Raw genomic sequence first — 16,986 nt, 5'->3', positions numbered from 1 at the left:
ACGACTCGACATATTGACTAAGGTTACTAACATTACTAGTAAAGGTAATAAGTAATCGGTTGTTGAATACACCATGGGGGGCTGGTAATTACCAAGCCCCCCATCTTTCTAAGTGAGAAAAGAAAATGTCAAAAGAATTTAGCCGCACACAACGTGTGTCTCAGCAGCTTCAAAAAGAGCTTGCGCTTATCCTACAACGTGAAGTTCGTGACTCACGTATTGGTATGGTAACTATCTCAGACGTAGAAGTGTCTCGTGACCTTGCTTACGCAAAAGTGTTCGTGACTTTCCTATGTGTTGGTGAGCAAACTCCTGAATCATGTCTTAAAGCTCTTAAAGAGCATGAAGTGCCAGTTCGTATGGCTCTTGGTAAGCGTATTCGCCACCGTTTAACGCCTGAAGTTCGTTTTACTTACGACAACACACTAGTAGAAGGCATGCGTATGTCTAACCTAGTAAGTGAAGTTCTGAACGATGATAAGCGTAAGCAAGAAGAAGCTGGCCGCACTGACGAAACTCAGTCTAAGGGCGAAGAGTAATGGCTCGCCGTCGTAAAGGTCGCCCTATCAACGGGGTAATTCTATTAGATAAGCCGACTGGCATTTCGTCTAATGATGCACTGCAAAAAGTAAAGCGTATTTACTTTGCAGAGAAGGCAGGGCACACCGGTGCTCTGGATCCTCTTGCGACTGGCATGCTGCCAATTTGTCTTGGTGAAGCGACGAAGTTCTCTCAGTTTCTTCTAGATTCTGATAAGCGCTACGTTGTTATCGCTAAGCTTGGTGAGCGTACCAATACCTCTGACTCTGATGGTGAAGTGGTAGAGACACGTGATGTTAACGTGACTCAAGAACAGCTTGAGCGCTGTATTGCGAGCTTCAAGGGTGAAACCGATCAGATACCATCAATGTTTTCGGCATTGAAGTATCAAGGTAAGCCTTTGTACGAATACGCACGTGCAGGTATCGAGGTTCCTCGTGAGTCTCGTAAGATCACTGTGTACTCTATTGAACTGCTTCGCTTTGAAGGTGATGAAGTTGAAATGGAAGTGCATTGTTCGAAAGGCACATACATCCGCACGATTACCGACGATCTTGGTGAGATGCTAGGTTGTGGTGCTCACGTGACCATGCTTCGTCGTACAGGTGTCGCGAAGTACCCATACGAGCGTATGGTGACTTTGGAGCAGTTAAACGAGATCTTAGAGCAAGCACAGGCGCAAGAAATTGCACCGAAAGAGCTGCTTGATCCACTGCTGATGCCAATGGACACTGCCGTTGAAGACTTACCAGAAGTAAACCTGAACGCGGAACTGACTGACCTAGTTCAGCACGGTATGCCAGTTCAGGTTGCTGGTGCGCCAATGGAAGGCACGGTTCGTATGACAAGTGGCGAAGAGAAGCTGTTTGTCGGCGTAGCTCAGATTGCTGAAGATGGCCGAGTTGCACCGAAGCGTTTGGTTGTTTTCAGACATGAAGAGCCACAAGCTTAGCGCTTACATAGTGTCTGATCTTGGCGCTGAGTCGTGAAAAGCGAGCAAATAAGACAGAAAGCGAACGCCTAATTTAGGTGGTTCGCTTTTTTCGTTTTTAATGGGTTCGATTGTTATTGCACCAACTGACAAACTTCCCTATAATCCTCGGCTCGCGTAGCGGCTGAATCAGAGATTGGCTGCTACAAATATAAACTTACTCTTATCAGGAGAGAATTATGTCTCTGAATGCAGAAACTAAAGCAGCAATCGTTGCAGAATACGCACAATCTGAAGGCGACACAGGTTCACCAGAAGTACAAGTAGCACTACTTACTGCTTCTATCAACCACCTACAAGGTCACTTCAAAGCGCACAAACACGATCACCACAGCCGTCGTGGTCTACTACGTATGGTTTCTAGCCGTCGTAAGCTTCTTGATTACTTGAAAGGCAAAAACCTTGCTCGTTACCAAGACCTAATCAAGCGTCTAGGCCTACGTCGCTAATAGCGATGTCTGCAAAGACAGTTTGAAGAAAAGGAGCATTTATGCTCCTTTTTTTGTGCCTGTAAGAAAATGCTAGGCTGGATGCTCAGAATATCATCTGGCTTTTTCTGATAGGAAATATATCTCCTAATAAAAATAGTTTATACTACGCCCGCCTATAGCGTTTTCAGCGTTTGGCAATCAACCTCTCAAGAGATTACAGTCACAGATGTCGGCCAATAGGTCGCGACTATTCAAAGGCGGATTTGGTCCTAATTCGGCGTATGAACACATACAAAGAGTCACCATTCTAAGTCCCTTTTCACTAGTCGCGATTGGTAATGTCTTGAGTCATTATTCACTTAATCTAAAGTCTGACTTTAGAGCTAAGGATATACAATGTTTGAAAAACCAGTTGTAAAATCGTTCCAGTACGGTAACCACACCGTTACTCTAGAAACGGGCGTAATTGCACGTCAAGCTACTGCTGCTGTAATGGCGACTATGGACGATACATCAGTATTCGTTTCTGTTGTTGCTAAGAAAGAAGCAGTTGCAGGTCAAGACTTCTTCCCACTAACAGTAAACTACCAAGAGCGTACATACGCTGCGGGTAAAATCCCTGGTGGTTTCTTCAAGCGTGAAGGTCGTCCATCTGAAGGCGAAACACTAACAGCTCGTCTGATTGACCGTCCAATTCGTCCACTTTTCCCAAGTGCGTTTAAAAACGAAGTTCAAGTTATCGCTACGGTTGTTTCTATCAACCCTGACGTAAACCCAGACATGATCACTATGATCGCAACGTCTGCTGCGCTTGCTATCTCTGGTGCTCCATTCAATGGTCCTATCGGTGCTGCACGTGTTGGTCACATCGACGGCGAACTTGTTCTTAACCCATCAAATACTGAGCTTGAAAACTCTAAACTAGACCTAGTTGTGTCTGGTACAGAAGGCGCAGTACTTATGGTTGAATCTGAAGCAGATAACCTATCTGAAGAAGAAATGCTTTCAGCTGTTGTTTACGGTCACGACCAACAACAAGTTGTAATCAAAGCAATCAACGAGTTTGCTGCTGAAGTTGCAACTCCATCTTGGAACTGGGAAGCACCAGCAGTTAACACTGAGCTTAAAGCTCAAGTTGCTGAACTTGCTGAAACTCGTCTATCTGACGCGTACCAGATCACTGAGAAAATGGCTCGTTACGAGCAAGTTGGCGCAATCAAGAACGACGTTGTTGAAGCTCTAATTGCACAAGACGAAAACCTAGATGAGCGCGAAATCCGTGGCATGCTTGGTTCTCTAGAGAAAAACGTAGTACGTAGCCGCATCATCGCTGGCAACCCACGTATCGATGGCCGTGAAAAAGACATGGTTCGTGCGCTAGACGTACGTACTGGTGTTCTTCCACGTACACACGGTTCTTCTCTATTCACTCGTGGTGAAACTCAAGCACTTGTTACTGCAACGCTTGGTACACAACGTGATGCTCAAATCATCGATAGCCTAATGGGTGAGAAGAAAGACAACTTCCTTCTACACTACAACTTCCCTCCATACTGTGTAGGTGAAACTGGTTTTGTTGGTTCTCCTAAGCGTCGTGAAATTGGTCACGGTAAGCTTGCTAAACGTGGTATCCAAGCAGTAATGCCTTCTGTTGAAGAATTCCCATACACAGTTCGTGTAGTTTCGGAAATCACAGAATCTAACGGTTCTTCTTCAATGGCTTCTGTATGTGGTACATCTCTAGCTCTTATGGATGCTGGTGTTCCAATCAAAGCTTCTGTTGCGGGTATCGCAATGGGTCTTGTTAAAGAAGGCGACGATTTCGTTGTTCTTTCTGACATCCTTGGCGACGAAGATCACCTAGGTGACATGGACTTTAAAGTAGCAGGTACTAACGCTGGTATCACTGCACTTCAAATGGACATCAAGATCGAAGGCATCACTAAAGAGATCATGCAAATTGCACTTAACCAAGCGCAAGGTGCACGTAAGCACATCCTTTCTGTAATGGATGAAGCTATCTCTGGTGCTCGTGAAGATATCTCTGAATTCGCTCCACGTATCCACACAATGAAAATCAGCTCTGATAAGATCAAAGATGTTATCGGTAAAGGCGGCGCAGTTATCCGTGCTCTTTGTGAAGAAACTGGTACTACAATCGAAATCGAAGACGATGGCACAATCAAGATTGCTGCTACTGAAGGCGCAGCTGCTAAAGAAGCTATCCGTCGTATCGAAGAGATCACAGCTGAAGTTGAAGTTGGCCGCATTTACCAAGGTAAAGTTGCTCGTCTAGCTGACTTCGGTGCATTCGTTACTATCCTTCCAGGTAAAGATGGTCTAGTACACATCTCTCAAATCGCTGACAAGCGCGTTGAGAAAGTGTCTGACTACCTAACTGAAGGTCAAGAAGTTCCTGTTAAGGTTCTTGAAATTGACCGTCAAGGCCGTGTACGTCTAAGCATGAAAGAAGCAGTTGAAACGCCAGCTGAAGGCGAAGTACCTGCTGCTGAGTAATTCTCAGTGTGTCGATGGTGATATCGCTTTTTAGTGATTTCTAACCTATCGTCAACAAAGCATGTTATAAAGGGGAGCATATCGCTCCCCTTTTTTATTGCGGTCATAACAGGAGTAATTATTTGTGAAATGGTTTCAAACCGCGAGTATGTGTTTACTGCTTGTACTAACAGGTTGTGCGACAACATCAGATAACACCTCACGTTGGGTTTATCCACCGATGGCTGTGCCACTGCAACCAAGCGTTCAGCAAGAAGTTCAAATTGCACGTCTTAGTCAGTTATTACAGCGCCCAGATTTGAACGATGAAGTTCGAGCGAAGATGCTGTTTGAACGTGGTAACTACTACGACAGTGTTGGCCTGCGTGATCTCGCGCGTCTTGACTTCAACCAGTCTCTTTCATTGAACCCTGCTCAACCTGATATTTTCAATCTTTTGGGTGTTTACTTTACGCAGGTAGGGGAGTTTGATGCGGCTTATGAATCTTTTGATTCTACGTTAGAGCTTGATCCTGCAAACTCTTACGCAGAAAGAAACCGCTCTATCGCGCTTTACTATGGCGAGCGTTACGACTTAGCCAATGAAGAGATGATGAAGCACTATGCCGATGATCCTAGCGATCCATTTCGCGCTCTGTGGTTGTACATCATTCAGCATGAGCTGACGCCAGAGCAAGCTAAGCTTGATTTACAAAAACGATACGAGAGCCGTGATGAGCAGTGGGGTTGGGTATTAGTCGCGATTATGCTTGATGACATTACTGAAGAGCAGGCTTTCAAGGCGATCTTAACCGGTACTCGTGACAACACGTTACTTGCGCAGCGCCTAACAGAGACGTACTTCTATCTTGCTAAGCGTTACCACATGAATGGTGACTACGCGAATGCTATCTCTTTGTACAAGTTAGCGGTTTCTTTTAACGTGTATGAATACGTAGAACACCGTTACTCTTTCTTAGAGTTAAGCCGCATCTTCACCACGCTTAAAGCTGAGCACTTAGCGCAAGTTAAGCTGGCTGAGGCCGAAGAAGAAGCTAACGCTAAGTAAGCAACACATTTTGATTCCGAAAAGCCGCTGCCTGTCAGCGGTTTTTTTATGCTTCTTTTTTATGATCTTCATCTCGTTTTTATTGCTTTTTATTTAAACAACACTAAAATAGTTAGTCTTGCTAACTAAATGCTATTCTTTGATTAGGTGAGTATGCTGAACCAGAATTTAGAAAAGATTGAGCGCTTCGCCTCTAAGATATGGCGCACTCAGGTAAATGAAGATCCTATTTGCCAATTGAGCTTCAATGAGTATGACTATTTGAAGGTCATCCAAGCCTCTCCTGAACCGATCCGATTAACTGATCTGGCGATTGAAATGCAAGTAACCAAACCTTCAGCAACCACTATGGTTCAAAGGCTAGAGAGAAAGGGGCTTGTGGAGCGTAAAGCTTCGCTCGAAGATGCGAGATCTAAGTTGGTCGTACTGACTAGCAAAGCGGAAGTCGGCTTAGAAGAAGAAAGTAAGATCTATCAGGTCATGGCACAGATACTGGAAAGTCGTTTGTCTGAGCAAGAATCTCAGCAGCTAAACCTATTATTAAATAAAGCTTTGAAGTAACTAATTTAGATATTTAGTTAGCCTTGTTAACTAATTTTTCGAGTCATATCTTGTTGATATACGAATCACAAATGAAAGTAGAGTAAGAAATGAGTAACTCAATTAGTCGCCAGTTTTGGCGATACACAATCCCTACCGTGGCGGCCATGTTGGTTAATGGCCTGTACCAAGTGGTGGATGGCATTTTCATTGGCCGCTATGTGGGGGCTGATGGACTTGCAGGTATCAATGTTGCGTGGCCTGTGATTGGTTCGATTCTCGGTATTGGTATGTTGGTGGGTGTGGGTACAGGTGCGCTTGTCTCGATTCGCCAAGGTGAAAAAGATACTCAAGGCGCTAAACAGATCTTAGCAACGGGCTTAACCTTGTTGTTAGCGATAACGCCTATTGTTTCTGCATTGCTGTTCTTGTTTGCTGATAACTTCTTGCTTTGGCAGGGCGCTGAAGGGCGAGTGTATGAGCTTGGTCTGCAGTACTTACACATTCTGATTGGTGCTAGTCTCTTCACGCTAGGTTCGATCGCGATGCCGTTTCTACTGCGTAACGATGACAGCCCGAACTTAGCTACGATACTGATGATCGTTGGTGCGGTGATTAACATCGTACTCGATTACTTGTTTATCGCTCTTTATGGCTGGGAGTTGATGGGTGCGGCACTAGCAACTGCGATTGCCCAGTTTGTAGTAACGGCTCTCGGTTTGGCTTACTTCTTCTCACGTCGAGCAAACCTACGTTTACGTTGGAATGAGTTGAGATTGAAACTGGATGTGATTCCACAAATCTTCGCCATTGGTACATCAAGCTTCTTTATGTACGCTTATGGTTCGATGATGGTGGCGCTACACAATGCGTTGTTCTCTCAATATGGCGACCAGTTGATGATTGGTGCTTACGCGATTTTAGGCTACATCGTGACGGTTTATTACCTCACGGCTGAAGGTATCGCTAACGGCATGCAACCATTGGTGAGCTACAATCATGGTGCGCGTAACCAAGCGAACATCCGTAAGCTACTTAAGATTGCGATGATGAGTTCAGTATTGATTGGTGTGGCGTTCGTACTGCTTCTGAACGCGTTCCCACGTGAGTTTGTGTCAGTATTTAACTCAGACGAACCTCAGCTAGTTGAGTACACAGTGTTGGGTATTCGACTTCACATGTTTGCACTGGCGCTGGATGGCTTCTTAGTAGTAGCAGGTGCTTACTATCAGGCTGTGAACAAGGGCAGCAAGGCGATGTTTGTGACGATAGGTAACATGCTTATCCAGTTACCTTTCTTGTACATTATGCCCAAGTTGTACGGTGTACCGGGGATCTGGATTGCGTACCCACTGTCTAACATCGCGCTAAGTGTTGTGGTGATGGTAATGCTCTACAAAGATCTAAAGAAGCTCGATGCCTCACCGATGGAAACAGCGACGGCATAGGTCGCGTTTCTTAAGTCGAATAAAAAAGGTCTAGCGAATGCTAGACCTTTTTTGTATCTGTTGCTGGTTAGTCCAATGTAAGGAACTAGATGTTCCTAACGTCTAAACCTGCAAGCTGATGCCAGTAACCATTGCATTGGCGGCTTTCAATCTTCATCGGTTTTTGACCTTGCTCGTTTGCTCTGAAGTTGTTGATTTCAGAGAAGGTATCAATACCGAGTGGGCTCAAACGAACCACATCAACCAAGTCGTGCATGTTTGGCAAATCATTGACTAGGTTGTAGCAGTAGCCTGATTGCGTCTGGATACCATTAAGGTTGAAAACTGATTGGCCTTCTTGGCTTTCTACTTGTAGCCCTGTTGGGTACTTGATACAGCAGGTTTCGCAATCGTCTTTAGCTTTGTTTTCCGCGCGAGCGGTAAAGCAGCGTGCCGAGTAAGCAAGCGGTAAGTAGCCATGGCTAAATACTTCGACTTCGAACTTGTTACGAATATTTAGCTCTTCGCATTGTGTCATGACGTTGCTTAGCCATTCGCGAGATAGCTCAACCGGCATACACCAACGCGTCATACCTTGTTTCAAGAACAGGTTCAGCGTGCGTGCGTTGTAGGTGTTTACTGCAGGGCCAACCACGAAAGGTACTTTGCTTTCACTAGCCAGTTGAATTGCAGATACATCATTGGCTTCGATCGCAAAGTCACCGTTATCAATGTACTTTTTCATGATGTTGACTTCGCTTGGTGCTTCGAGCAAAGCCATAGTCGAGAGGACTACTTGCTTACCTGAAGCAGACAGCTCTTTAGCAATGTCCATCCAGTGTTTTGCTTTCATCTCACGACGCTTTGAACACACAGCCTCACCTAGGTAGATGATATCGGCAGAGCTTGATTTCGCTTGCTCATAGAAGCTTTCAACGTCTTGTTTTGGCCAAAAATAAAGTAGAGGGCCTAATGCGTATTTCATTGAGTTCTCCATTTGGCTCTATTGCCATTTTCGGTGATAAGCGCCAAGCGTGGTTTGTGTACCTTCCGATACATTCGCCAGTGTCGCGTTCCAAGCTTGTTCCACTTGGTATTGTTCTGGGTTCGCTAAGTAGCGATCGATAGCTGCGCGCCAAGTGCGAGTGACTTGTTCAACATAAGCCGGGCTGCGTTGGCGACCTTCAATCTTCACTGAGGCAACATTCGCCGCGAAAAGCTCAGGCAACATAGATAGCGTGTTGAGGCTGGTTGGCTCTTCAAGTGCGTGATAACGCTTACGTTCACCATCGATCTCTGCTTCAAAGCGGCCTTTACACAGCGTTGGGTAACCTGCGTTTTCACCTGCTTCATATTTATCGATAAGGATTTCGTTCAAGCGAGATTCGAGGCCAGTTTCTGTTTCTTGCCAGCGAACGTATTTCGCCGGAGAACAAGCACCAACGGTATTTGGTGATTCGCCAGTCATGTATGAAGAGAGGTAGCAACGGCCTTCTGCCATGATGCACAAGCTACCAAAAGCGAATACTTCAAGGTCAACGTCAGAAGTGATATTACGAGAAAGCTGTTTGACCTGATGAATCGACAACACACGCGGTAGTACGACACGCTTTACGTTGAAGTTTTTATGATAGAAGTCGATAGCCGCCGCATTGGTTGCAGATGCTTGCACTGATAGGTGCAGTTCGAGATCTGGATACTTATTTGCAGCGTACTCAAGCACCGCGATGTCTGCGATGATCAGCGCATCAACACCCAGAGCAGCAGCGTTGTCTACGGCATTAGTCCAACGGTCGAAGCCATTTGGGTGAGCAAACGTATTTAGGGCAACATGAATTTTCTTGTTGTGGTCATGCACATACTGCACAGCACGATCGAGCTTTTTACCCGCAAAGTTTAGGCCTGCAAAGTGTCGGGCATTGGTATCGTCTTTGAATCCGATATAGACAGCATCCGCACCACAATCAATAGCGGTTTTCAAAGCAGGTAAGTTACCCGCTGGGCATAAGAGTTCCATTTACTCACTACCAGTAGAATTAAGTTGAAGCGAGCATTTTATGAAGAATTGTGAATGACGGAATTGATGTAAGGCAGGTTTAGATGGATAAATCTACTTTTACTCCGTTTGAGGTACTGACGAGTGACCGTTTTACATGTTGGCTTGGTTTAAATTTGAGGTACTTGATTAGTTCTTATGACGGCGGTTTTGGGCAAACAACTCTTCGACATCTTGTTTTGGTTGCGGACGATAGAAGTGGAAGCCTTGAATCGAACTACAGTTGAGGTTAGACAGCAGAGTCGCTTGCTCACTGGTTTCGACACCTTCAGCAACCACAGTTAAATCGAGAGATTTACCTAGGTTGATGATGTTTTCAATTACGGTGATTTGCTTTGGTAGGGTATCGATATCAGAGATGAAAGCACGGTCTATTTTAAGCTCATCAATTGGGAAGCGAGCAAGGTAAGACAGTGAAGAGTAACCGGTACCGAAATCATCAATGGAGAGAGCAAAGCCAAGTTTCTTGATGGCGTTAAGCATTTGAAGTGTGTGTTCACTATCACTCATTACCGCGCTTTCCGTCAGCTCAAAGGTAATCGCACTTGGATCAAGCTCGGTCGAACGCAGTAATTTTTCCATGTAATCAATCAGCTTTGGATTACCAAACTGTTCTGGAGATAAGTTGATCGCGACACGACCTGGAAGGATACCTTGCATCTTCCAGCGCTTAACCGTAGCAAATACTTCGCGCATCACCACTCGGCCAAGTTGTTCAATAAGGCCAGCTCGTTCTGCCACAGGGATAAATGCGGCAGGACTAATATACCCTTCGACAGGATGTTTCCAACGTACCAGAGCCTCAGCGCCGTTGATGGTGAAATCACGGGCATTCACTTTCGGTTGATACCAAACCTCAAGTCCATTTTGTTGCAGTGCTTTTTGGAGCTCTATCTCAAGCCACAGTCGCATGCGCGCTTCTTTGTTCATCTGTTCGTTGAACTTGATCAGACGGTTGCGCCCACGATCTTTCGCTTCATACATTGCTGTGTCTGCATTTTGCAGCAAGATACGAGCATCAGTACCATCTTGAGGAAAGCTCACGCTACCAATCGAGCAGGCTAAGCGCTTGCTAAAGTGGTGAAGATCGAAGGGTTGATTGATCAGAGATATGATCTTTTCAGCGAGCATTTCAGGTGTTCGTTGATGTTCAGGTTCTGGCAGGATAATACCAAACTCATCCCCGCCTAAATGCCCAATCACGGCCTTACGAGGCAGTAGGCGTTTAAGGCGCGAAGCGACCTCTTTTATCACCTTATCACCGATGTGATGACCAAGTGAGTCATTGATATTCTTAAAATTATCAATATCTAAGTAGAGCATCACCACCGGCGTATCGTTGTGAATGAACTGCTCAAGACGCTTAGTAAACCCAACTCGGTTGTAGAGCTTGGTCAGTGCATCGATGTAGGCATCTTCACTGTGTGCCGGTGTGTATTGTTTTGCGGTTTCTTGTGCGTCTTGGATAAGCACCAACTGAGTGTTGCTTCCAAGAACGGTGGTGGAGTCGATGTTGAGTTGAACCTTACGTTCAAAGCCGCATCGGGCACCCGTTAAGCAAACCAAACCAGACTCAGAAATAATAGAGCTGAGGTTATTATTGAAGACAGTTTTGGTTTGTTCATCGATAAATAGGCGTCCCAACTCTTCACCAATTAACTCTGTGGTTGAGTTAAAGCCAAGCAAGCGCGCAGCTGCTGGGTTAGATGACAAGATGTAGTCACTTTCAACGAGCAGTAATCCATCTGGGAGTAGTTGAGATAGCTTGTGGAATTTGGCTTCGGATTCTTCTAAAGAACGGACAAGTACTTGGTTTTCTGATGTGTCGAAGGCGTGAAAGACGATGTAGTCGGTTTTGTTGCCATTGGTAAGCGGAGATAGGCTGAAATGTAGGCTGGTATCGAGGTCAGTTTCGTTGAGGGTGACTTCGGCCTCAATCGTTTCGCCACTAAATGCACGCTCATAGTAAGGCTTGAGATGTTGGTAGAACTGTTCGCCCAATGTTTGGCGGTCATTCATGCCTGCAAGCTCGGTTTGACTCAAACCAGCAATATCGCAGTAACGCTCATTCACCATAAAATAGTTATGTTGAGCATCAAGTACTGCAAAAAAGAACGGACTATTTGCAGTTAGCTGGGTAAACCAATGTTGTAGTTGCTGGGGAGGCATCAAAGTACTACCAATTCTCCAAGAGCTTGAATATTCACTATCGATAAATATTTATTACTTTTCGCGTGGCTATCGATATTTACCTGTGAGTGCAGCGATCCGCTGTAATTCTCATTACCTGAGTTACTATAACTGTGATTTTCAGGATATTAAAGGTCGAGTATCAAACAGAAGTTAATTTGATACATAACAGTAACTGAGATCTCAACATCATCTATGATGCATTCCATATTATTGACAAAGTTACGGATAAGTCACGTGATAAACAAGATTCGCACTCAACTAGTTCAAAATGCCGCATCAATTTTGCGATCTCCAGTCCAGTTATTGCCTAAAACAGTACAAAAAAGAGCCTTATTGGAGGCGCTTAAGAATGTCTTCAAGGAAGCTTTAGAGGACGGTGACTTTGAGTTTTTAGAAGACAAATGGCTGAAAGTCTCAATAAAAGACATGGGGTTAAGTTGGTGTATTAGCTACAAAAATGAGCAACTGGTTGTAGCTGATAAAGAGATGGCTGAAGATGTAAGCTTTAGCGGCAATCTTAACGATCTTGTGTTGATTGCGGGGCGTAAAGAAGACCCAGATACGCTTTTCTTCCAACGTAGACTGTCTATTGAAGGCGATACCGAGCTCGGTTTAGAAGTTAAAAACTTGATGGATAGCGTAGATTTGGACTTATTGCCGACTCCTATGAAAACTTTGTTAAATCAATTAGCTGATTTTGTGCAGAAGGGAGTACAATCCCCAGATACACAAAGTGAGGTAATGAATGCTTATTCGAACTGAAGCACCGGCAGATATACTTGTCATTGATCGTTTATTGAAATCTGTTTTTGAAACAGATGCAGAAGCTAACTTGGTTATGAGCTTGCGTGAGAATAGCCATTTAACGCTATCGCTGGTGGCTTGTTCTGATGAAGGCGAGGTGGTTGGTCACCTGATGTTTAGCCCTATCACTCTTGATGGCGACGATCATAACTGGCAAGGGCTTGCGCCTCTCGCTGTGAAAGAAGAGTTCCGCAACCAAGGCATTGCCAAATCTCTAGTTGAAGATGCGTTTTCCACTTTGGTTGATTTTGGTTACCCAGCTTGCGTTGTGTTGGGTGATCCTGCTTATTACAGCCGCTTTGGTTTCAAGGCTGCGAGCGAGTTTGGCCTGAGTTGTGTTTGGGATGTGCCTGAAGGTGCTTTCCAAGCGATTGAGTTGGTAGACGGTGCGTTTGCTGGACATGCTGGTGAGATTACTTACAGCCCAGAGTTCAACGACTTATAAGCTGATTTATCACGCAATAAGATACAAACTGATTTAGTCTAAATAAAGGAGCTTGATGCTCCTTTATTTTTTGTTAGTATCAGCCCAGTTCTAATAAGCTTCGGCTCTAATCAACTTAAGGTTACTACCGCTAGATATGTCACAAACACACGCGCAATACCTACAAGAGATGGGCATTAGCCAATGGGAACTAAGTCACCCAGAGCGTTTAGCAGGTTATGAATCTGAATTGACTCCGCTCTCGAACGATTGCAAGTTACTGTTGGTTTCGCCTGAAAAACCTCAGGAAGATCTCGCTGTGATGTTTGAGCGAGTACTCAAAAGTATCAAGCTCGACTTATCTCAGGCTTTACACCTTCAACCGCAACACTTGTCTACTGTAGATTTAGCTTCGGTTGAGTGGGTATGGTTTGCTGGTTGCGAGTCGCCTCAAGAGCTGAAGGCTAAAACACTTCAATCGCCATTACTGTCTGACATTAACGGTAACAACCAACACCGCCGCGACTTATGGCAACAAATTTGTGCTTATGACTAATCAATTTTTACCGACTTCACAACAACACCTAGATGCCATTTGGAAGATAGAGCAGGCCGCGCATTCTCACCCTTGGTCTGAAAACATGATCCGAGGTCTTGATAGCCGAGGCGCTTGTCATCATGTTCTTGAAGTCGATGGGCAAGTGGTCGGATACTTTTTCGCGCAAAACATCGTTGGTGAAGTCACGCTGCTTAATATTGCGGTAGACCCAAGCCAGCAAGGCAAAGGGTATGGAAAAGCGTTAACGGAACATTTCCTTGATATGTGCGAACAAGCTGACGCAGAAAGCGCTTGGCTAGAAGTTCGCGAAAGTAATGTGAATGCGTTTAATCTTTACGAAAAGGCCGGTTTCAATGAAGTTGATCGTCGTCGTAACTATTATCCAACCAAGCAAGGCAATGAAGACGCCATCATTATGAGCTATCTTTTTATGTCTTTTAGCTAGTCATACTGTAGCTTTTAGCTAAGCAGAGAATACGCGAAAAATAGGGTGTAAACTGACCCTTTAGAAAGTGACACGCTTTCTGTATAATCCGCACACAGAATTCAAGGGCAAGTATTATCTACTTGCCCTTTTTACGCTTTAGATCAGCAAAGGGCGACTATGTCTTTCCAACAAGAAGTGAGCAAACGTAGAACGTTTGCGATTATCTCTCACCCGGATGCGGGTAAAACCACGATTACTGAAAAAGTTCTTTTATTCGGAAACGCGATTCAAAAAGCGGGTACCGTAAAAGGCCGTGGCTCTAACCAGCACGCTAAATCTGACTGGATGGAGATGGAAAAAGAACGTGGTATCTCGGTAACTACGTCGGTAATGCAATTCCCATACAATGATTGCCTAGTAAACCTACTAGATACTCCAGGACACGAAGATTTCTCGGAAGATACGTACCGTACGCTAACAGCGGTTGACTCTTGTTTGATGGTTATCGATGCTGCGAAAGGTGTCGAGGATCGTACTCGTAAACTAATGGAAGTAACACGTCTACGTGATACGCCAATCGTAACGTTTATGAACAAACTTGACCGTGACGTTCGTGACCCAATGGAAGTGCTTGATGAAGTAGAGAGCGAGCTAGGTATGGCTTGCGCTCCAATCTCATGGCCAATTGGTTGTGGTAAAGAGTTTAAAGGTGTTTACCACATTCACCGTGATGAAACGATCTTGTATGAATCTGGCCACGGCCACGAGATCCAAGAAGTGCGTATCATCAAAGGTCTAGATAACCCAGATCTAGATGAAGCTGTAGGTGCTGATCTTGCGGAAAGCGTACGTGAAGAGCTAGAGCTTGTTATCGGTGCTTGCCCTGAGTTTGATCACGAACTGTTCCTTGCGGGTGAACTAACGCCGGTTTACTTCGGTACTGCATTAGGTAACTTTGGTGTTGACCATATGCTAGACGGCCTAACGAAGTGGGCTCCAGCACCTCAAACGCGTCAAGCGAACGAGCGTGATGTTGAAGCGACAGAAGAGAAGTTCTCTGGTTTTGTATTTAAGATCCAAGCAAACATGGACCCTAAACACCGTGACCGTATCGCATTCATGCGTATCGTTTCGGGTACTTACAACCAAGGTATGAAGATGAACCATGTTCGTACTGGTAAGAGTGTAAGTATCTCTGATGCGGTAACCTTCATGGCGGGTGACCGTGCTCGTGCTGAGAAAGCATACGCGGGTGATATTATCGGTCTACATAACCACGGTACTATCCAGATTGGTGATACCTTTACTCAAGGTGAGAGCCTTAAGTTTGCTGGTATTCCTAACTTCGCACCTGAGCTATTCCGTCGTATTCGTCTACGCGATCCACTGAAGCAGAAGCAACTTCTAAAAGGCTTAGTTCAGCTTTCAGAAGAGGGTGCAGTACAAGTATTCCGGCCTATGCAAAACAACGACCTGATCGTTGGTGCGGTTGGTGTACTTCAGTTCGACGTGGTTGTAGCGCGCTTGAAAGCTGAATACAACGTAGAAGCTATCTACGAAGGTGTTAACGTTGCAACAGCTCGTTGGGTTGAATGTGATGACGCTAAGAAACTAGAAGAATTCAAACGTAAGAACCAATCTAACCTTGCGCTAGATGGCGGTGACAACCTGTCTTACATCGCACCAACTATGGTGAACTTGAACCTAGCTTCTGAACGTTTCCCTGAAGTTCAATTCCGAGCGACGCGCGAGCACTAATTTCTCCGCGATCTATTCGAGTTAAACAAAAACGTCTATTGTTCTGCAATAGGCGTTTTTTAATGCGTTTTATTTGAGGTTTAAAGGCTGAGGTTAGAGACAGTTATGTTGGGTTGGATAAAAGCTTGGGTTAGGAAGTACGATAAGTGGTGTGAAGAGCTTGGCTTAACGCCTGAGAACAAGCGCAGTTGTGTTGCTTTTCGTCGTGATCCTCAAGGGAAAAAAACAGAGAGTAGGGAAGATGACGCAGCAAATAAGTGACTTTCCGCTTTTTGATACTCATTGCCATGCGGATTTTGAGGCGTTTGAGCAACATATTGTAATTGATCAGGGAACTACACTTGATCAAAGTATTGATCGCTACCTTGAAGAAGCGAAACAAGCCCAAGTTGAGAAAATACTCATCCCTTCTATAGGCCAAAATAACTGGCGTAAGCTTGAAAAAATTGCGCAATCCTACCCGAATGTTTATTACGCGCTAGGCTTCCATCCTTACTTTTTAGAGCAAGCGGATGAGGTGCAATTTGAAGAACTTCGCCAATTACTCTCTTCAAAAAACAGCCAATGTGTCGCGATAGGTGAGTGCGGGCTCGACTTTTTTGTGGGCGTTGAACGAGAGAAGCAAGAGCGCTTTTTCATCCAACAAATGGAACTTGCCAAGGCGTTTGAGTTGCCTTTAATCATCCATGAGAGGAAGTCTTACAACCGACTTATCGAGCTAATAAAGCAGCATAAGTTCACCTTAGGTGGTGTGATTCACGGTTTTTCTGGGAGTGAACAGCAAGCTTTGGCGTGGATCAAGCTCGGTTTCTATATTGGCGTCGGTGGAACGATAACTTACCCAAGAGCGCAAAAAACACGCACAACCATCGCAAAATTGCCCCTTGAATGTCTGGTATTGGAAACGGATGCTCCGGACATGCCCATGTATGGAAACCAAGGAAATGTTAATCATTCCAAACATTTAGTTACGATCTTAAATGAACTTTTTTTGCTTAGAAAAGAGCCAAAGCAATCGATTGCAGCGCAAATTTGGCAAAATAGCCATCGCGCATTCGGTATATGTGAATAAAATCGAAGGTTTTTGTTTATCGTTTGCGTAAATTGCACTGAGCTTGTGATTTGGCTCACATTTGCGTGTGAATGGTACATGAATCTTCTACGAAAGTGTGAGGACGGCATTACTTTATTAGTGGTCGCATGAGTATAATTGCCTCCGCTTTATAGCCCCATTTTGTAACACGCCAATAAATAACTAATAAGGAAGTCAT

17 protein-coding genes are annotated in these 16,986 nt (G+C 44.7%); 14 read left to right on the top strand and 3 right to left on the bottom strand.

Annotation, left to right across the window (positions count from 1 at the left end; genetic code table 11):
- The first annotated feature begins 125 nt into the window (after positions 1-125).
- The 7 genes from rbfA to IQQ51_RS16090 all read left to right on the top strand — a co-directional run bounded on the left by rbfA (position 126) and on the right by IQQ51_RS16090 (position 7,515).
- The gene (rbfA, locus tag IQQ51_RS16120) at positions 126-539 is read left to right on the top strand and encodes a 30S ribosome-binding factor RbfA (protein WP_017065964.1); all 414 of its coding nucleotides are present in this window, start codon (positions 126-128) and stop codon (positions 537-539) included.
- Positions 539-1,492: a tRNA pseudouridine(55) synthase TruB gene (gene truB / locus IQQ51_RS16115; protein ID WP_193841586.1), complete on the top strand. Its 954-nt coding sequence runs from the start codon at positions 539-541 to the stop codon at positions 1,490-1,492. Before rbfA ends, truB begins: the two co-directional genes overlap by 1 nt.
- A 218-nt stretch (positions 1,493-1,710) precedes the next feature.
- Positions 1,711-1,980, top strand: coding sequence for a 30S ribosomal protein S15 (rpsO, locus tag IQQ51_RS16110; protein ID WP_010436144.1), 270 nt, complete (start codon positions 1,711-1,713; stop codon positions 1,978-1,980).
- Positions 1,981-2,358: 378 nt separating this feature from the next.
- Positions 2,359-4,479, top strand: coding sequence for a polyribonucleotide nucleotidyltransferase (gene pnp / locus IQQ51_RS16105; protein ID WP_193841585.1), 2,121 nt, complete (start codon positions 2,359-2,361; stop codon positions 4,477-4,479).
- 124 nt (positions 4,480-4,603) lie between these two features.
- On the top strand, positions 4,604-5,527 hold the full coding sequence (gene nlpI / locus IQQ51_RS16100; protein ID WP_048605659.1) for a lipoprotein NlpI: 924 nt from the start codon (positions 4,604-4,606) through the stop codon (positions 5,525-5,527).
- Between the two features lie 153 nt (positions 5,528-5,680).
- Positions 5,681-6,088, top strand: a complete 408-nt coding sequence (locus IQQ51_RS16095) for a MarR family winged helix-turn-helix transcriptional regulator (RefSeq protein WP_017056675.1) — start codon at positions 5,681-5,683, stop codon at positions 6,086-6,088.
- A gap of 89 nt (positions 6,089-6,177) precedes the next feature.
- On the top strand, positions 6,178-7,515 hold the full coding sequence (locus tag IQQ51_RS16090; RefSeq protein WP_193841584.1) for an MATE family efflux transporter: 1,338 nt from the start codon (positions 6,178-6,180) through the stop codon (positions 7,513-7,515).
- Between the two features lie 85 nt (positions 7,516-7,600).
- Here IQQ51_RS16090 and IQQ51_RS16085 read toward each other — a convergent pair whose 3' ends face one another.
- The 3 genes from IQQ51_RS16085 to IQQ51_RS16075 form a co-directional block, all read right to left on the bottom strand.
- The gene (locus IQQ51_RS16085; protein ID WP_193841583.1) at positions 7,601-8,479 is read right to left on the bottom strand and encodes a U32 family peptidase; all 879 of its coding nucleotides are present in this window, start codon (positions 8,477-8,479) and stop codon (positions 7,601-7,603) included.
- Positions 8,480-8,497: 18 nt separating this feature from the next.
- On the bottom strand, positions 8,498-9,511 hold the full coding sequence (gene ubiU, locus IQQ51_RS16080) for a ubiquinone anaerobic biosynthesis protein UbiU (RefSeq protein WP_017068227.1): 1,014 nt from the start codon (positions 9,509-9,511) through the stop codon (positions 8,498-8,500).
- A gap of 168 nt (positions 9,512-9,679) precedes the next feature.
- On the bottom strand, positions 9,680-11,719 hold the full coding sequence (locus IQQ51_RS16075; protein ID WP_061038666.1) for a bifunctional diguanylate cyclase/phosphodiesterase: 2,040 nt from the start codon (positions 11,717-11,719) through the stop codon (positions 9,680-9,682).
- 258 nt (positions 11,720-11,977) lie between these two features.
- On the opposite strand from IQQ51_RS16075, the gene ubiT reads away from it, so the two are divergent.
- From ubiT to IQQ51_RS16040, 7 genes are all read left to right on the top strand, one after another.
- Positions 11,978-12,505, top strand: coding sequence for a ubiquinone anaerobic biosynthesis accessory factor UbiT (ubiT, locus tag IQQ51_RS16070; protein ID WP_416222614.1), 528 nt, complete (start codon positions 11,978-11,980; stop codon positions 12,503-12,505).
- Positions 12,489-12,992, top strand: coding sequence for a GNAT family N-acetyltransferase (locus IQQ51_RS16065; protein WP_193841581.1), 504 nt, complete (start codon positions 12,489-12,491; stop codon positions 12,990-12,992). The genes ubiT and IQQ51_RS16065 overlap by 17 nt, the downstream gene beginning before the upstream one ends.
- A 136-nt stretch (positions 12,993-13,128) precedes the next feature.
- Positions 13,129-13,527 (top strand): DNA polymerase III subunit psi, encoded by a 399-nt coding sequence (locus tag IQQ51_RS16060; protein WP_081229541.1) that lies wholly within the window; start codon positions 13,129-13,131, stop codon positions 13,525-13,527.
- Positions 13,520-13,975 carry a ribosomal protein S18-alanine N-acetyltransferase gene (gene rimI, locus IQQ51_RS16055; protein ID WP_193841580.1) on the top strand — a complete coding sequence of 152 codons (456 nt, stop codon included), beginning with the start codon at positions 13,520-13,522 and terminating at the stop codon, positions 13,973-13,975. Before IQQ51_RS16060 ends, rimI begins: the two co-directional genes overlap by 8 nt.
- A gap of 159 nt (positions 13,976-14,134) precedes the next feature.
- Positions 14,135-15,715, top strand: a complete 1,581-nt coding sequence (gene prfC / locus IQQ51_RS16050; protein ID WP_050652475.1) for a peptide chain release factor 3 — start codon at positions 14,135-14,137, stop codon at positions 15,713-15,715.
- 105 nt (positions 15,716-15,820) lie between these two features.
- On the top strand, positions 15,821-15,976 hold the full coding sequence (locus tag IQQ51_RS16045; RefSeq protein ID WP_193841579.1) for a DUF5363 family protein: 156 nt from the start codon (positions 15,821-15,823) through the stop codon (positions 15,974-15,976).
- Complete coding sequence (locus tag IQQ51_RS16040) at positions 15,957-16,787, top strand: TatD family hydrolase (RefSeq protein ID WP_193841578.1); 831 nt, start codon at positions 15,957-15,959, stop codon at positions 16,785-16,787. The genes IQQ51_RS16045 and IQQ51_RS16040 overlap by 20 nt, the downstream gene beginning before the upstream one ends.
- Positions 16,788-16,986 lie beyond the last annotated feature (199 nt).

The organism is Vibrio sp. OPT18 (genome assembly GCF_015163615.1).
GTDB classification, from domain to species: domain Bacteria; phylum Pseudomonadota; class Gammaproteobacteria; order Enterobacterales; family Vibrionaceae; genus Vibrio; species Vibrio coralliirubri.
Note: the sequence above shows the minus strand (reverse complement) of the source record. Positions and strands in the feature narration are given on the sequence as shown.

What these genes read in the sequence shown, in the direction of transcription:
- rbfA (WP_017065964.1), top strand. Translation starts at nt 126, where the DNA reads ATGTCAAAAGAATTTAGCCGCACACAACGTGTGTCTCAGCAGCTTCAA.
- truB (WP_193841586.1), top strand. Translation starts at nt 539, where the DNA reads ATGGCTCGCCGTCGTAAAGGTCGCCCTATCAACGGGGTAATTCTATTA.
- rpsO (WP_010436144.1), top strand. Translation starts at nt 1,711, where the DNA reads ATGTCTCTGAATGCAGAAACTAAAGCAGCAATCGTTGCAGAATACGCA.
- pnp (WP_193841585.1), top strand. Translation starts at nt 2,359, where the DNA reads ATGTTTGAAAAACCAGTTGTAAAATCGTTCCAGTACGGTAACCACACC.
- IQQ51_RS16095 (WP_017056675.1), top strand. Translation starts at nt 5,681, where the DNA reads ATGCTGAACCAGAATTTAGAAAAGATTGAGCGCTTCGCCTCTAAGATA.
- IQQ51_RS16090 (WP_193841584.1), top strand. Translation starts at nt 6,178, where the DNA reads ATGAGTAACTCAATTAGTCGCCAGTTTTGGCGATACACAATCCCTACC.
- IQQ51_RS16085 (WP_193841583.1), bottom strand. Translation starts at nt 8,479, where the DNA reads ATGAAATACGCATTAGGCCCTCTACTTTATTTTTGGCCAAAACAAGAC.
- ubiU (WP_017068227.1), bottom strand. Translation starts at nt 9,511, where the DNA reads ATGGAACTCTTATGCCCAGCGGGTAACTTACCTGCTTTGAAAACCGCT.
- IQQ51_RS16075 (WP_061038666.1), bottom strand. Translation starts at nt 11,719, where the DNA reads ATGCCTCCCCAGCAACTACAACATTGGTTTACCCAGCTAACTGCAAAT.
- IQQ51_RS16065 (WP_193841581.1), top strand. Translation starts at nt 12,489, where the DNA reads ATGCTTATTCGAACTGAAGCACCGGCAGATATACTTGTCATTGATCGT.
- IQQ51_RS16060 (WP_081229541.1), top strand. Translation starts at nt 13,129, where the DNA reads ATGTCACAAACACACGCGCAATACCTACAAGAGATGGGCATTAGCCAA.
- rimI (WP_193841580.1), top strand. Translation starts at nt 13,520, where the DNA reads ATGACTAATCAATTTTTACCGACTTCACAACAACACCTAGATGCCATT.
- prfC (WP_050652475.1), top strand. Translation starts at nt 14,135, where the DNA reads ATGTCTTTCCAACAAGAAGTGAGCAAACGTAGAACGTTTGCGATTATC.
- IQQ51_RS16045 (WP_193841579.1), top strand. Translation starts at nt 15,821, where the DNA reads ATGTTGGGTTGGATAAAAGCTTGGGTTAGGAAGTACGATAAGTGGTGT.
- IQQ51_RS16040 (WP_193841578.1), top strand. Translation starts at nt 15,957, where the DNA reads ATGACGCAGCAAATAAGTGACTTTCCGCTTTTTGATACTCATTGCCAT.